Source organism: Paenibacillus mangrovi, from assembly GCF_022898935.1.
In the GTDB taxonomy this organism is placed as follows: Bacteria; Bacillota; Bacilli; order Paenibacillales; family Paenibacillaceae; genus Paenibacillus_AQ; species Paenibacillus_AQ mangrovi.
In genome coordinates this window covers 242,532-256,700 of sequence record NZ_JALIRP010000006.1, presented here as the reverse complement: position 1 = coordinate 256,700, position 14,169 = coordinate 242,532, and the positions used below count along the sequence as shown (strand labels likewise).

Here is a 14,169-nt window from a genome sequence, read left to right as displayed (position 1 = left end):
GCTTTGTATCCTATTTGCGGTAAGCCGCAAGTCTTTCGTTCAAACCTTGGGTTTGCCCATATACATCCTGGTAAATGCTGAACAGGCCAGAATATGTCTCTACCTGATCCTTATCAGGAACATAGGTCTTGGCTGGACGGATGAACCGCTCAGCGCACTCCGCGAGAGAAGTGAACCAACCACAGCCGTAAGCTGCCAGCATTGCAGCTCCCATCGCAGGTCCCTGCTCGCTTTCTAGCTTGACGATATTGGCGCCCAAAATATCCGCCTGCATTTGCAGCCAGGTTTCATTCTGGGCACCACCGCCAATAGCCGTCACCTCTGTAATTTCCTTGCCGGACTGACGGATGATATCGATAGACTCGAGCAGCGAAAAGGTAATCCCCTCCATCACCGATCGTGCAAAATGCTTCAGGGTGTGGCCCGAATCCATTCCGATGAAGCTACCACGGATATCGGCATCCGGATGAGGAGTGCGTTCGCCCGAGATATAAGGCGTAAACAGCAAGCCGCCGCTGCCAGCCGGAACCTTTTCAATGCCTGCAAGCAGACTGTCAAAGCTCAAATCCTTGGCGAAAGTATCCTTAAACCAGGAGAGGCTGTGCCCCGCTGCCAGCGTTACGCCCATGACATAAAAGGCATCCTCTTCCCCATGATTAAAGAAATGCATTTTCCCCTGTGGATTGATATCCTTGCGGCTTTCGTAGGAGAGCACAACACCAGAAGTGCCGATGCTGCACATCGTTTTGCCTTCTCCCAGGATTCCGGCTCCGATTGCGCCACATGCATTATCCGCTCCGCCTGCAAATACCTTGGTCGATGCCAGTAGTCCAGCAGCCTCAGCTACGTCTGGCAGCAGCGTACCTGTCAGTTCAGAGGACTCCACCAGCTTCGGACAGAGGGACAACGGGAGATCAAAGGCTTCAGCAATTTCGGGACTCCAGGCTTTGCCCGCAACATCGAGCAGCAAGGTGCCGGCCGCATCCGAATAATCCATCGCAAAGCTGCCCGTCAAGCGGTATCTCACATAGTCCTTTGGCAGCAAGAACACGTCGGCCTGTGACAAAATTTCAGGTTCATGCTCTTGTACCCACAGCAGTTTCGGAAGCGTAAATCCTTCCAGTGCTCGGTTCCGCGCGATATCGAGCAGCTTGCTGCCCATGGTCTTTTCAATCCTACGGCACTGCAGCGTCGTCCTGGTGTCATTCCACAAAATAGCCGGACGCAGAACCTTCCCCTCGGCGCTAACGAGTACGAGTCCATGCATTTGACCAGAGAAGCTTAAACCCTCCACTTCCGACGGATCTACCGCGGATTTCTCCATCAGCTTGCGCAGACTCGCAATGGTACGCTCTGCCCAGTCTTCAGGATTCTGTTCGCTCCAGCCCGGCTTAGGGTTGTGAAGTGGATAACTCTCGGAATGCTCACAAACAACACTTCCTTCAGCGGAAACCAGCACTGATTTTACCGCACTGGTTCCGAGATCAATTCCGATTACATATTTCATAGTCTGCCTCCCTTAAACTCATAATCTTGTGATATACAGTTCGACTTATAAAGATCCGCTAGGAACAAGCAAAGGCTGCCCGAAGAACGCTGTCTTCAAGCAACCTCCGCTGCATGCTTTTTTCGTTTAATGGTTTATTCAGCCAAAATGTATTGGTTCAAGAGAGCCTTCAGCATTTCCTGGCGTCCGGACTCATTTTTGCGAGGCTGTTCATTGTTCAATGCATATTCAGCCAGGGACGCAAGCGTCGCTTTGCCAGATACGATCTCGGCGCCGATGCCTTCATTAAAGCTGCTGTAACGCTTCTCAACAAAGTCGTCGAATACGCGGTCTTCAATCAGTTTGGCAGCTACCTTCAGTCCTTTGGCGTACGTATCCATTCCGGCAATGTGAGCGTGGAACAGATCTTCCGGCTCGAAGGATTGACGGCGAACTTTCGCGTCGAAGTTGATTCCGCCTTTGCCAAGACCGTCGTTTTTCAGTACTTCATAGAGCGTCAGGGTTGCATCATAGATGTTCACCGGGAATTCGTCCGTATCCCAGCCGAGCAGCATATCCCCTTGGTTCGCATCCAGGGAGCCGAGCATACCGTTAATACGGGCTACACGCAGCTCGTGCTCGAAGGTATGGCCTGCCAAGGTCGCATGGTTAGCTTCCAGGTTCAGCTTGAAATGCTGGTCCAGATTGTATTTTTGCAGGAACGAGATGGTCGTAGCCGCATCAAAATCATATTGGTGTTTCGTTGGCTCTTTCGGTTTCGGCTCGATCAGGAACTGGGCGTCAAAGCCGATTTCCTTCGCATAATCCACCGCCATGGAGAACAGACGCGCCATATTGTCCATTTCCAGTTTCAAATCGGTATTCAGGAGCGTTTCATATCCCTCGCGGCCGCCCCAGAACACATAGTTTTCCGCACCAAGCCGTTTGCCGACTTCAAGGCCTTTCTTGATTTGTGCCGCGGCATGCGCATACACATCGGCATTGCAGGTCGAACCGGCACCATGCATATATCGCGGATTCGTGAACATGTTCGCTGTATTCCACAGCAGCTTTTTGCCCGAAGACTTCATGCCCTGCTCAATCAAATCCACAATGGTATCGATATTGCTGTAGAATTCCTTCAGACTGCTACCTTCTGGCGCGATATCGACATCATGGAAGCAGAAATACTGCAGATTCATTTTATCCATAAATTCAAATGCAGCTTCTACACGCGCTTTCGCTTTGTCCATGCCGCTGAGATGATCCCAGCCGCGTACAGCCGTTTCCGTTCCGAAAGGATCGGTGCCGCCTGCAGTCAATGTGTGCCAATAAGCCATTGCAAAGCGCAGATACTCTTCCATCGTTTTACCGGCTACCTTTTCCTCCGGGTTATAGTGTTTGAATGCAAATGGGTTGGTTGAGCGGCTTCCCTCGTAATTGATTTTGCCGACGTTTTCAAAATATGCCATGTGTATGCTCCTCCTTAAAAAGTTCCTTGAACGCAAACGTTTACAACAACATCCTAACACAATGTTTCGACTTTGTATATTGGTTAAACAAAGTTTTTTTCTATATTGCAATTTTCGGAAGAAGACACTAGACTAGGGGGCATATGTAAAATCCGAAACGTTCCTGAAGGATGTGTTGTACGTGAAAGTCACCGGAGACCAGGCACTCGTCAAAAAAATTAACAAGTCTTTAATCCTGCATACCATTCGCAAGCATCCCGAACTATCCCGTGCCAGAATATCCGAAATGACAGGTTTAAATAAAGCAACCGTATCCAATCTGGTTGCCGAGCTTCAAGAGGAACAGCTTGTGCTAGAAGTTGGAACCGGTGAATCCAGCGGTGGGCGCAAGCCTCTCATCCTGCACTTCCATGCGATGGCCGGCTGTGTCATTGGCATGGAGCTTCGCGTCAAACAGCTAACCGCGGTGTTATGTGATTTGAATGGAAAGGTCCTGCATGAAGCCGAAGCGCCTCTTCAACAGCATGATCTTCCTTACGTACTTGAGAACATGAAGACGATGATATCCGGTTTGATTGCCAAGGCGCCACCGACACATTACGGGGTTGTTGGCATCGGTGTCGGGGTTCCCGGCATGGTCGATGAGGATGGAGTTGTGCTGTTTGCACCCAACCTAGCCTGGGAAAAGGTGGAGCTTCGAAAGCTGCTCGAGGAGAGCTTTTCGATTCCCGTTATTATCGACAACGAAGCCAACAGCGGCGCTCTCGGCGAGCTGAATTTCGGGCGGGGCGAAGATGTCCGGCATCTTCTGTATGTCAGTGCAGGGTCAGGGATTGGCTCTGGCATTATCATCGGCGGGGAGCTCTATAAGGGTTCACGGGGATACGCCGGTGAGACCGGACATATGTGCATCGAAGCGGAAGGTACGCCCTGCAGCTGCGGCAGCCGGGGCTGCTGGGAGCTGTACGCTTCTGAGAAGGCATACGATCTGGCCGCTGTAGAGCTGCCTGCCTATCAAACGCCAGAGCTCATCCGCTTCGCTGCCGAAGGCAATGCCGCTGCAAGGCAGCAATTTGCAGTTATGGGCACCTATCTCGGCATTGGACTCACGAATTTAATTAACGGCTTCAACCCTGAGCTGATCGTCATCGGAGGACCGCTTTCCGAAGCCAGAACATGGCTTGAGGAACAGATGCAGCAAGTGGTCGCTAGGCGGACGCTGCCCTATCACAAGCAGCAGCTCGAAATCGCATTTTCCACGCTGGGCAGCCGCGCAACCATGATTGGTGCCGGCTTTTCGGCAGCCATGCATTTTCTGGGTCATACACGAGTGATGGTATAACGCAAGATGAAAAAAGGCCGATGGATTCGTTATAATCCATCGGCCTTTTTTCGATGCGCGAACGGTCGCTGCTTATCTTCATATGGGGTGTAAAGTTACGCGCAGTGATAATAACAGCTGCTGGCTCACATTTCGGACAAAGGCGCTGCCGACCACCATTCAGCTGTACGAGAACCAATTACCTCAAGAATGTTTAGTAAGCCTTTTTTTCTTTAGGTTTAGAGGTCTGACTTTAACAGCTAAGCCACTAAACGTTATGGGGCCTACAACATCTACTCTTGTATTTGCAGCAAGGTTTTCGGCTGTGACTGTATAAGCATGAGTACCTGCTTTTACATTAAAATCTTCAGCTTGGAAGGTAACTACATAATTTTGCTCAGAACCACTAGATTCGATACCTTGCTGTGTGTTGAAAATTTCTGTTCCACCGCGGAAGACTCTAAAGCGAATTTGCCCAATTCCTTTTACTCCTCTGACACCAACAGATGCCACTAAATCTACCCGATTCGGTTGAGAATTCACTGGAATCCGTATTGGGATGGATGCTATGCCAGATTTTTGTGGAGAACGTCGAATAGTAAACGATTTGGCCGGATTGAAGCTACTAAGGGACTGGACGGCCGCTTTATCAAGGATACGCGCCAAAATATCAGCTCCTCTTTTTTGATACTTCAAGATATGTATGGGGTAAAGAGAATGTTTGGGCGGCTAACCCCCATAGCACTCAACCACCTTACGTACCGTTCGGTATACGACCGACGGTCGCACCCACGCGCGTGGGTTCTCTTCCCACACTTCCGCCCAACAAAAAAACGCCTTATCGGCGTTATGTTTTATGTATGGAGCGGGTGATGGGAATACTCAACATCTCGATTGAAATGCGAGCCTTCGGCTCGCGAGTAGAGGTAGATGTTGACGCGCGTCCTCGGAAGGATTAATCCACGAAGCGAGCTCGGACGGTCGCACCCACGCACGTGGGTTCTCTTCCCACACTTCCGCCCAACAAAAAAACGCCTTATCGGCGTTATGTTTTATGTATGGAGCGGGTGATGGGAATACTCAACATCTCGATTGAAATGCGAGCCTTCGGCTCACAAATAGAGGTAGATGTTGACGCGCGTCCTCGGAAGGATTAATCCACGAAGCGGGCTCGGACGGTCGCACCCACGCGCGTGGGTTCTCTTCCCACACTTCCGCCCAACAAAAAAACGCCTTATCGGCGTTATGTTTTATGTATGGAGCGGGTGATGGGAATCGAACCCACGCTATCAGCTTGGAAGGCTGAAGTTCTACCATTGAACTACACCCGCAATATGAAAATCGGGACGACACGATTTGAACATGCGACCCCCTGGTCCCAAACCAGGTGCTCTACCAAGCTGAGCTACGTCCCGTTCTTACTCACGTCTTCATGGTAGTGAAGACAAGAAATAATATATCATGAATAAGCGGGATTTGCAACTGTTTTTTCAGCTTGGTGTTTCAGCCTGGACATCCCTTTCATCACTAATGTAGTAGAAATATCTTCTCAAATTCTTTCGGCAGAACAGGCTTGCTGAAATAGTAACCTTGGCCCTCATGACAGCGCTGCTCTCTTAAAAAATGAAGCTGTTCCTCGTTCTCCACCCCTTCAGCTGTCACTTTCAGTTGAAGGTGATGGGCCATAGAAGTGATTGTGGATACGATGGCGGCATCGTTGTGATCACTCATGACCTCATGCACGAACGAACGGTCAATCTTGAGCCTGTCGATCGGCATGTTCTTAAGGTAGTGCAGGGAGCTGTAGCCTGTACCAAAGTCATCAATGCTAATGAAAACCCCAAGCTCTTTAAGTCGGCGCAGCTGATCGAATGCCCTTTCTTTATCAAACGTCATGCTTTCCGTAATTTCAAGCTCAACATACTTCGGCTCGAGGCCAATTTCTTGCAGAATTTGACCAATCTGATCTGCCAGCTGCGGCTGAAGGAATTGACGCATGGACAGGTTGATGGAAACACATATCGGCTTATACCCCGACTTCTGCCATTGTTTATTCTGCCGGCAGGCTGTGCGTATCACCCACTCACCGAGTGGCACAATCAAGCCGCTCTCCTCCGCCAGTGGAATGAATTCCAGCGGAGAAACATTGCCGCGTTTGGGGTGCTTCCACCGGAGTAATGCCTCCATCCCAACGATTTCTGTCGTTTCCAGATGAACCAGCGGCTGATACTCCAGGTAAAATTCGCCTCGTTCCAACGCCTTGCGCAGATCATTCTCCAGCTTAAATCTTTCCTTTGCTTTCCGCTGCATGGAAGGCACAAAATGGCGTACGTCTATACCGTAATCCTTCGCATGATGGACTGCAGTATCCGCATGTTGAATCAACTGCTCTGCCGTATCTCCGTCCTCAGGATACACCGCCATGCCAGCGCACAGCGAAATATGATAGTCACAATCATCAATGGTAATGGGCTTTTCGAACAGTGTCAGCAAATCCCTGATCCGGTTCAAGGTAGACTCCTCACTGACAAGAGCAGGAATAATGAGAGCAAACTTATCCCCTCCCATGCCGAAAACCTCTTCCTTCGGAAGTGAATTGCGCTTTAACCGGTCTCCCACCAGCTGCAGCATCCGATCTCCCGCCTGATGACCCAGTGAATCATTAATATTTTTGAAGCGATTAATATTAAATACAACGATCCCTGACTTGCCGTTCTCCTGCCCCTGCATCAGCTTGCCCAGACGCTCAGTCAATCGGCGTTTGTTCGGCAGCCCTGTCAGATCATCATGAAATGCCAAATAGTTCATCTTGGCCTCGATGCGCTGCTGCTCACGGAAAGGATCCTCAATGGTCAACCGGTAAACACCCTTGAGCATCACATAATATGACACACTGCCGCATAGGGCTCCCAGCAAATAATTAATATCGTATGTATGATCGGAACTTATGATTAATCCTTGACCAATAGCAATATAAATCAAGGCACGAATAATAATGAACAACGACGGGGCTCTTTCCTTCCGTCCGTGGTATACAATGGAGGCCATGCCGCTCAGACAAACGACCGCAAACCCCAGGCTAATCAGCTTCATGAGAACATTTAAGCTTCCATGGCTTATGAGTATAGGTAAAACAGGCTGCCAGACAGCATACACTGCGATGCACAATAGCAGGAACATGATAGTCACTGTGAAAACCATGGTTTTATATGTAAGTGAGACCATCGAATCCTTCAAGCTGTAAATGATTAAAATTCCGGCTGCAAAGAACAGCTTCGATACTACGAGCAGCCATAAGGTATCATTCTCGGTCATTGAATACCCAAAAAGAGTAACTCCCATCAGGCTCATGGTCTGCAGCAGATCAAACACAGCGATGCATAAAAACAATGCTGCCGTATACAGCCTGTAACGTGAAAGCTTGTGCGAAAACAAAAGCCAGCCCTGTGAAAAGATCGCAAAGCTTGCTGCCACACAGCAGTTGCAAAGAAGAATATACACTGTCCTAAATGTATCTTTATCCATTACTTGAAGCTTAAAAACGTTTTCTACCAATTGTACTGCTGTAAATAATATTATTCCCCATAGGGCTGCTTTGATCGTTCGTTTCTCCTCAACTCTTGTGTGCATAAAGCCATCTGACCCCCGGGTTATCCTAAAATATGAAGATGGTTTCATGCTAAATAATTCCACGTTTCCGCACTTTTTCCTGCTAGGATCAGACAATAATTTTACGGACACGCCAGCCTTCGACAGATGGTATGATGAAGAAATATTTGAATCATTTTTTAGATTTAACCGTAAAATATGGTATCATGCTAAAGGGGTGAATATAGATGATCGTAACAACAACTGAAAACATACATAATCAAGAAGTAGTTGAAGTACTGGGAACGACATTTGGTGTGGTTGTCCGGGCACGGGGAATCGGCGGAGACATTATGGCTTCTTTAAAAGGACTCGTCGGCGGTGAAGTCAAGCAGTACACGCAGATGATCGAGGATGCCCGCCGGCAGGCGATGGACCGTATGGTGCAAAATGCACATGCTATGGGCGGAGATGCCATTGTGATGATGCGCTTCGACAGCGGCGATATCGGCAACAACATGAGCGAGATCGTTGCATACGGAACCGTTGTCAGAACAAGACCTATCGGTTAGGCGGGTACGTTCACATGGGAGCGATTGTGACTGTCGTCTTGATTTATGCATTAGAGCTTATTGCATTTTTGCTTCTTCTTTGGCTCAGCTGGCGCTACTTCGACCGCCGATACCGTCGCAAAGATGAGGAAGCAAGCCACAGAGATCTCTTGAGCGGGAGGTTTACACCCACTTCCGAAATATTCGTGGACCCTCGGGACGGTCTCAAGTACCAGGTGTACTATAATAAGGATACAGGGGAACGGGAATACGTTCGAATCGAATAGTTCCTATTTCTAGAAGAAAAAGCTTGGCCGCATTCATGCGGTCAAGCTTTTTTCAAGATATAAGTATAACTTCGAGAAGGTCACATTCCCTCTGTTTATTTATTGTTGAAATTAACTTCCGGTGTTGTCAGCTTATCGAAAAAATCCACATATTTATCTTTATCTTTCGATGCACGCTGAGCCATAGCTGAACGCGGATGCTCATCCAGCGTGCCTGTAATCATATAAGGAATCAGGTAGCCCCACTCTTCCTTTTCACGAAGCGGAATCATATAACGCTCAATAATATCCAGAACCGGACGCAGGTTGTAATGCGTATTTTTCAGATGTGTTACCAGGAGCTCGGTCGGGCAGTTGCCTGCAGCACGTCCCATACCATACACGGAAGCATCCAGCAGTTCCACCCCATGCTCAGCTGCTGTCAGCGTATTGGAGAAGGCGAGCTGCATATTGTTGTGCGTATGTACACCCAGACGTTTATTTGGCAGATACTTCTTAAACTTCTCGACTAGATACTCCACATCCTTGTGATCCAGGCTTCCGTAGGAATCCACGATGTAAACAACATCGACTACGCTGTCCTTGATCATTTCAAAAGCCTCAATCAGCTCATTATCCATGACATTGGACAAAGCCATAATATTCAGAGTGGTCTCGTAGCCACGGTCATGGAACGTTTGAATCAGTTCAAGCCCTTTGTCCACATCTTTAATGTAGCAGGCAACGCGGATCAGATCGAGCATGCTCTCCGTACGCGGCAAAATATCATCAACGTCCACACGTCCGATATCCACCAAAGCGGATAATTTGGTTTTACCTTTCTGGGGAATAACCTCACGCAGGAAATCATCATTCAGAAAACGCCATGGCCCCGCCTGATCAGCTCCCTTGAGCAGCTTCGGAGAATTTTTGTAGCCAATTTCCATATAATCAACGCCAGCCTCATTCAGTCCGGCATATAGGTTTTGTACAAATTCCACGCTGAAATCCCAGTTGTTCACCAGTCCACCGTCACGAATTGTACAATCTACAATCTTGCAGGGATTTGTCTTCAAAAAAATTCTCCTTCCGTATTAAAATTTATTATTACATCATACTTGATTCACAGTGCTAAAGTAAAGATGCATTTATTCATCCTTTTGTGAACAAATTCAAAATATAAACACATTCGAAGAATGATATGTATTGAAGCTTCCGAGCCCACGTGCTATATTACATATAAACGCATTGAGATTGATTATCACTCTCTTTTGGAGGAATACGATTATGAACCAATCAACTCCGTTATTGAGCTTACAGCCCGGTGCAACGGGATCTATATACGCAATCCATGATATGAATCCAATACTTCGCCGCCGCTTGTATGATTTGGGCGTACATGAGGGCTCTGTTGTTTCAATGAAGCAGCGTGGTCCATTTGGCGGGCCTGTCACCTTAGAATGTAATGGCCAGTTGCTCGGAATCCGTGTGAAAGAGGCCAGAGGAATTGAGGTGTCCGTCTGTTGAGTTCCTTCGCTCTGGTGGGCAATCCCAATACCGGCAAAACATCACTTTTTAATACATTGACTACTTCCTATGAATATGTCGGCAATTGGGCCGGAGTCACGGTGGAAAAAAAGATCGGAGACTTAAAGGAGGGCGGCGGCCAGCTGGTCGATCTGCCGGGTATTTATTCCCTGCATCCACTCTCCAAAGACGAGCGTGTCGCTACGCAGTATTTAATAGAGGAAACTCCTTCAGCTCTGATTAACATCGTCGATGCCTCCCAGCTCGAACGAAATTTGGCCCTAAGCATTCAGCTGCTGGAATATGGGCGGCCGATCATACTCGGGCTGAACATGATGGACGTCGCTAAATCACGAGGCATACATGTCGATATCCAGAAGCTGCAGGAGCAGCTCGGCGTTCCCGTCATCCCGCTCATCGCTCGTACAGGCAAGGGCAGCTCGGAGATACTCAGCACTTTGAAGGATTTTGGGGCCGTAGACTCGCCGGTGCTGACACTGGACTACGGGGCGGCAGAAGAGGCCATTACCGACATCGAAAAAATGCTCACATCCATTCCAAACTTGCCGAATCACCGCTGGGTAGCGCTTCAACTGCTTGCGCAAAATCCGGTCATCCTTCAGGCCTTGTCCTCTCAAATAGATATGGCTGAAGTGGATGCAATTAGCAACAGATGTGAAGCTAAGCTACTGCAGGCAGGATACATATCCTCCCTGCCGGAATGGATACGTTCCGTCCGTGCCGGATTTATTGAAAAGCTGTGTCATACAGTCCTCGACCGTTCCACTCAAAAGCCTCACAATCTGACGGAACGGCTTGATGCGATTTTGACCCATCGATATCTTGGCATACCGATTTTTCTCGTATTTATGTTCTTGCTCTTTAAAGTGACTTTCGACTGGATCGGCAATCCTCTTTCGGATTTGCTGGACGGCTTTATATCAGGACCGGTTAGCGATGGAATCAATAATGCGCTGGATGCGGTGGGAGCTTCATCCTTCACCCATGCTTTGATTGTCGACGGTATCGTGGCTGGTGTCGGCGGAGTACTCGTTTTTATTCCGCAAATCTTTGTACTATTTTTCATTATTTCCTTTGTTGAGGATTCGGGGTATATGGCCCGTGTCAGCCTCTTGATGGACAGTCTCATGGAAGCCGTGGGCTTGAACGGAAAAGCGTTCATTCCTTTTATTATCGGATTCGGCTGTAATGTTCCTGCCGTCATGTCAGCACGCAGCATCGAACAGCCAAAAGACCGGCTGCTGACAACGCTGCTTATTCCGCTCATGTCCTGCTCGGCAAGACTGCCTGTATATGCGCTGTTCGCGGGCGTTTTCTTCCAGAGCCATCAGGCGCTTGTCGTCCTGTCCATGTATGTGCTGGGCATTGCGATGGCGCTGCTGCTCTGCAAGTTATTCTCGTCCTACCTGCTGAAGAATGAAGCCAATGTGTTTATCGTGGAGCTCCCTCCTTATCGTCTGCCGCAGGGACGCAGCCTGATGCGGGGAACCTGGGAGAAGGGTAAAGGCTTCCTGCGAAAAGCCGGTACGCTCATTCTGGGCGGCTCGGTGTTGATCTGGTTTCTTTCTTACACCGGACCGGGGGGATTCGGCGTTGAGATGGACGATAGCTTTTTAGCCAAAATTGGCGGTTTGTTGGCTACTCTGCTGGCACCGCTGGGCTTTGGAACCTGGCAGGCGGGCGCATCACTGCTGACCGGATTTCTGGCCAAGGAAATCGTTGTATCGACCATGAACATCATCTATCACGTTCCTAACATGGAGGGCCTGCAAGGACAGATTGCGCTCAGCTTCACACCGCTGCAGGCATACAGCTTTATGGCATTTGTCCTGCTGTATACGCCTTGCCTGGCTACGGTGGGTGTAATCCGCAAGGAAACCTCCTCCTGGCGGTGGACGGTATTTTCCATCGGTTACGCCTTGATTCTCGCTTATCTCATTTCCCTGATTATCTATCAGGGTGGACGCTTGCTGGGCTTCTCATAAGTGAAAGCCACCCTACTATACGAAACGAGGTGCATTTCCTTGATAGATTTTCTGATTATCGGCGTTATTTTTGCCTATGCTGCATGGACGCTTTTCCGTTATGTGAAAAAGAGCAAAAAAGGTGCCTGTGCCTCCTGCTCCCTAAATAAATCCTGTCAGTCCGCCTGCTCCACAGCGGAAACAGCCATACACCGCGTCAAGACTACAAGTGGCAGTTCCAAGGTTCAGCCATAAAAAACGTCTATCGACGTACTTTCACAGAAGACAGACCGCATTTAGATGTAGTTTCACAGAAGACAGACATACCAAAAGCAGTTCCCAGGGTTCATACGAAACCAGGGATCTGCTTTTTTGCTGTTATCCCGGTGCTTCCTGCGCAAGAATCCATTCGGTCAGGGTACGGACCATCACCCCTGTTGCCCCTTTCGGATTGACGCCCCGCTCTTTGTTCAAAAAAGCCGTCCCTGCAATGTCAAGATGAATCCAGGGCAGCCCTTCCGCAAAGGTTCCGATAAACAAACCGGCTGTAATCGCAGCACCCCTAGAGCCCGTACTGTTGCTGAGATCAGCCACATCGCTTTTCAGCATATCCCAGAACTCCTTGTATGCAGGAAGCGGCCATACCTTCTCTCCGGTGCGTTTGGAGGCCAGAATGAACTCCTCGAGCATCGTGTCGTCATTGGTTACAGCTCCAGTGGCTACGTCTCCCAGAGCCGACAGTACTGCTCCCGTGAGCGTTGCGACATCAATGAGTTTGTCAGCCCCTTGCTCCCTCGCATAAGTCATTCCGTCCGCAAGTACCACTCGGCCTTCCGCGTCGGTGTTCAGAACCTCAATGGTTCTCCCGCTGAGGCTTTTGATAATATCCCCTGGCTTAAAGGCATTGCCTCCTGGCATATTCTCTGCCGTAGGGATGACCATCACGACATTCACGGCAGGACGGAGCGTTCCCAGCGCATTCATGACTCCAAGAACAGCCGCAGCTCCCCCCATATCGCTGATCATCTCCTCCATGCCAAGCCGTCTCTTGAGTGAGATACCTCCCGTATCAAAAGTGATACCTTTGCCGACAAGCCCGATGACGTCTTCCCACTCGTCTTTGCCTTGGTACTTGATCATAATCATACGTGGTGGATGTACACTTCCCTGTCCGACAGCGATCAGTCCGCCCATTCCCAGCGCCGCGAGCTGCTTTTCATCCAGAACCGTTGACGCGAGTCCATGTTTATCAGCCACCTTTACCGCGGCTCTGGCCAAATCATCCGGCACCAGAAAATTTCCAGGCAAATTGGTTAAATCTCTGGCTATACAAGTGGATTCGGCAAACGCCCGTCCACGTGTGATGCCTTCCTTCCAGTCTGATAATTCAGCAGCCAAAACCTTGCCTTTTCGCAGAAATGTTATCTGCTCCACGCCCTTGTAGGCGGAATTGTTCATCTTGTACTGCTTGTGACGGTAAGAACCTAAAATCATTCCCTCCGTCAATGCCTGAGCGGCAACCCTCGCATTTTGCTCGACTGTGAAAGTGACCAGTGGAGAGCTAAGCTCCCAAGCGAGCTTTGTGGCTCTCATTTTTAGCGCCATTCTGGCTGCCTGTGCAGAGGCAATCCTAAGTTCCTCCGATGTCAGAGGACGCTCCCCAGCTCCTACGAAGATCACCGTCCGGTACTCTCCCCGGCCTTGTAGCGGAACGGCATATGTCTGAAAGGGCGCAGCCTGAAACAAGTGGCTTTCCATCAGCGGCAGAAGCAGCGAGGTCCAGATCTGACGCATGCTCCCCTCCTGAATGCCCTGGGGTGATACTAATACGATAAACGCGTCAACATCATACTGCGCCACGTCGAGTTTTTCTTCCCAATCAATTGAAACCTGTATAGATCCGGAACCGGATTGTCCTTTCATGGGTCATCTTCCTTTTTGTCTTGAAGTTTTCGGACGTTTAATCATATATA

Annotated in this window: 12 protein-coding genes and 2 tRNA genes; 6 read left to right on the top strand and 8 right to left on the bottom strand. The window is 49.2% G+C overall.

Annotation, left to right across the window (positions count from 1 at the left end):
* Positions 1-10 precede the first annotated feature (10 nt).
* A complete protein-coding gene (gene xylB, locus MUG84_RS16485; protein WP_244726592.1) occupies positions 11-1,507 on the bottom strand; it encodes a xylulokinase in 1,497 nt (498 codons plus the stop codon).
* 134 nt (positions 1,508-1,641) lie between these two features.
* Positions 1,642-2,958 (bottom strand): xylose isomerase, encoded by a 1,317-nt coding sequence (xylA, locus tag MUG84_RS16480; RefSeq protein ID WP_244726590.1) that lies wholly within the window; start codon positions 2,956-2,958, stop codon positions 1,642-1,644.
* A gap of 181 nt (positions 2,959-3,139) precedes the next feature.
* Between xylA and MUG84_RS16475 the strand changes: the two genes are divergently transcribed.
* Positions 3,140-4,300, top strand: a complete 1,161-nt coding sequence (locus MUG84_RS16475; RefSeq protein ID WP_244726587.1) for an ROK family transcriptional regulator — start codon at positions 3,140-3,142, stop codon at positions 4,298-4,300.
* 183 nt (positions 4,301-4,483) lie between these two features.
* Here MUG84_RS16475 and MUG84_RS16470 read toward each other — a convergent pair whose 3' ends face one another.
* The 4 genes from MUG84_RS16470 to MUG84_RS16455 form a co-directional block, all read right to left on the bottom strand.
* A complete protein-coding gene (locus MUG84_RS16470) occupies positions 4,484-4,945 on the bottom strand; it encodes an exosporium protein C (RefSeq protein ID WP_244726585.1) in 462 nt (153 codons plus the stop codon).
* Between the two features lie 591 nt (positions 4,946-5,536).
* Positions 5,537-5,610, bottom strand: a tRNA-Gly gene (locus MUG84_RS16465).
* A gap of 10 nt (positions 5,611-5,620) precedes the next feature.
* Positions 5,621-5,694 (bottom strand) — tRNA-Pro (locus MUG84_RS16460).
* 112 nt (positions 5,695-5,806) lie between these two features.
* Positions 5,807-7,909, bottom strand: coding sequence for a putative bifunctional diguanylate cyclase/phosphodiesterase (locus MUG84_RS16455; RefSeq protein WP_244726583.1), 2,103 nt, complete (start codon positions 7,907-7,909; stop codon positions 5,807-5,809).
* Between the two features lie 206 nt (positions 7,910-8,115).
* Between MUG84_RS16455 and MUG84_RS16450 the strand changes: the two genes are divergently transcribed.
* Positions 8,116-8,439: a YbjQ family protein gene (locus MUG84_RS16450; protein ID WP_244726581.1), complete on the top strand. Its 324-nt coding sequence runs from the start codon at positions 8,116-8,118 to the stop codon at positions 8,437-8,439.
* A gap of 14 nt (positions 8,440-8,453) precedes the next feature.
* Entirely contained in the window at positions 8,454-8,705 is a 252-nt protein-coding gene (locus MUG84_RS16445; RefSeq protein ID WP_244726579.1) for an HD family phosphohydrolase, read from the top strand.
* 95 nt (positions 8,706-8,800) lie between these two features.
* Here MUG84_RS16445 and MUG84_RS16440 read toward each other — a convergent pair whose 3' ends face one another.
* Positions 8,801-9,760 carry an aldolase catalytic domain-containing protein gene (locus tag MUG84_RS16440; protein WP_244726577.1) on the bottom strand — a complete coding sequence of 320 codons (960 nt, stop codon included), beginning with the start codon at positions 9,758-9,760 and terminating at the stop codon, positions 8,801-8,803.
* A gap of 211 nt (positions 9,761-9,971) precedes the next feature.
* Between MUG84_RS16440 and MUG84_RS16435 the strand changes: the two genes are divergently transcribed.
* Genes MUG84_RS16435 through MUG84_RS16425 form a run of 3 tightly spaced genes read left to right on the top strand, consistent with a single transcriptional unit; the run spans position 9,972 to position 12,451 of the window.
* A complete protein-coding gene (locus MUG84_RS16435; protein WP_244726575.1) occupies positions 9,972-10,211 on the top strand; it encodes a FeoA family protein in 240 nt (79 codons plus the stop codon).
* Positions 10,208-12,217 (top strand): ferrous iron transport protein B, encoded by a 2,010-nt coding sequence (gene feoB, locus MUG84_RS16430; RefSeq protein ID WP_244726573.1) that lies wholly within the window; start codon positions 10,208-10,210, stop codon positions 12,215-12,217. Before MUG84_RS16435 ends, feoB begins: the two co-directional genes overlap by 4 nt.
* Positions 12,218-12,256: 39 nt before the next feature.
* Complete coding sequence (locus tag MUG84_RS16425) at positions 12,257-12,451, top strand: FeoB-associated Cys-rich membrane protein (RefSeq protein WP_280521353.1); 195 nt, start codon at positions 12,257-12,259, stop codon at positions 12,449-12,451.
* Between the two features lie 123 nt (positions 12,452-12,574).
* On the opposite strand, the gene MUG84_RS16420 is transcribed toward MUG84_RS16425, so the two are convergent.
* Complete coding sequence (locus tag MUG84_RS16420) at positions 12,575-14,119, bottom strand: leucyl aminopeptidase (RefSeq protein ID WP_244726571.1); 1,545 nt, start codon at positions 14,117-14,119, stop codon at positions 12,575-12,577.
* Positions 14,120-14,169 lie beyond the last annotated feature (50 nt).

What these genes read in the sequence shown, in the direction of transcription:
- MUG84_RS16455 (WP_244726583.1), bottom strand. Translation starts at nt 7,909, where the DNA reads ATGCACACAAGAGTTGAGGAGAAACGAACGATCAAAGCAGCCCTATGG.
- MUG84_RS16445 (WP_244726579.1), top strand. Translation starts at nt 8,454, where the DNA reads ATGGGAGCGATTGTGACTGTCGTCTTGATTTATGCATTAGAGCTTATT.
- MUG84_RS16450 (WP_244726581.1), top strand. Translation starts at nt 8,116, where the DNA reads ATGATCGTAACAACAACTGAAAACATACATAATCAAGAAGTAGTTGAA.
- xylB (WP_244726592.1), bottom strand. Translation starts at nt 1,507, where the DNA reads ATGAAATATGTAATCGGAATTGATCTCGGAACCAGTGCGGTAAAATCA.
- xylA (WP_244726590.1), bottom strand. Translation starts at nt 2,958, where the DNA reads ATGGCATATTTTGAAAACGTCGGCAAAATCAATTACGAGGGAAGCCGC.
- MUG84_RS16420 (WP_244726571.1), bottom strand. Translation starts at nt 14,119, where the DNA reads ATGAAAGGACAATCCGGTTCCGGATCTATACAGGTTTCAATTGATTGG.
- MUG84_RS16435 (WP_244726575.1), top strand. Translation starts at nt 9,972, where the DNA reads ATGAACCAATCAACTCCGTTATTGAGCTTACAGCCCGGTGCAACGGGA.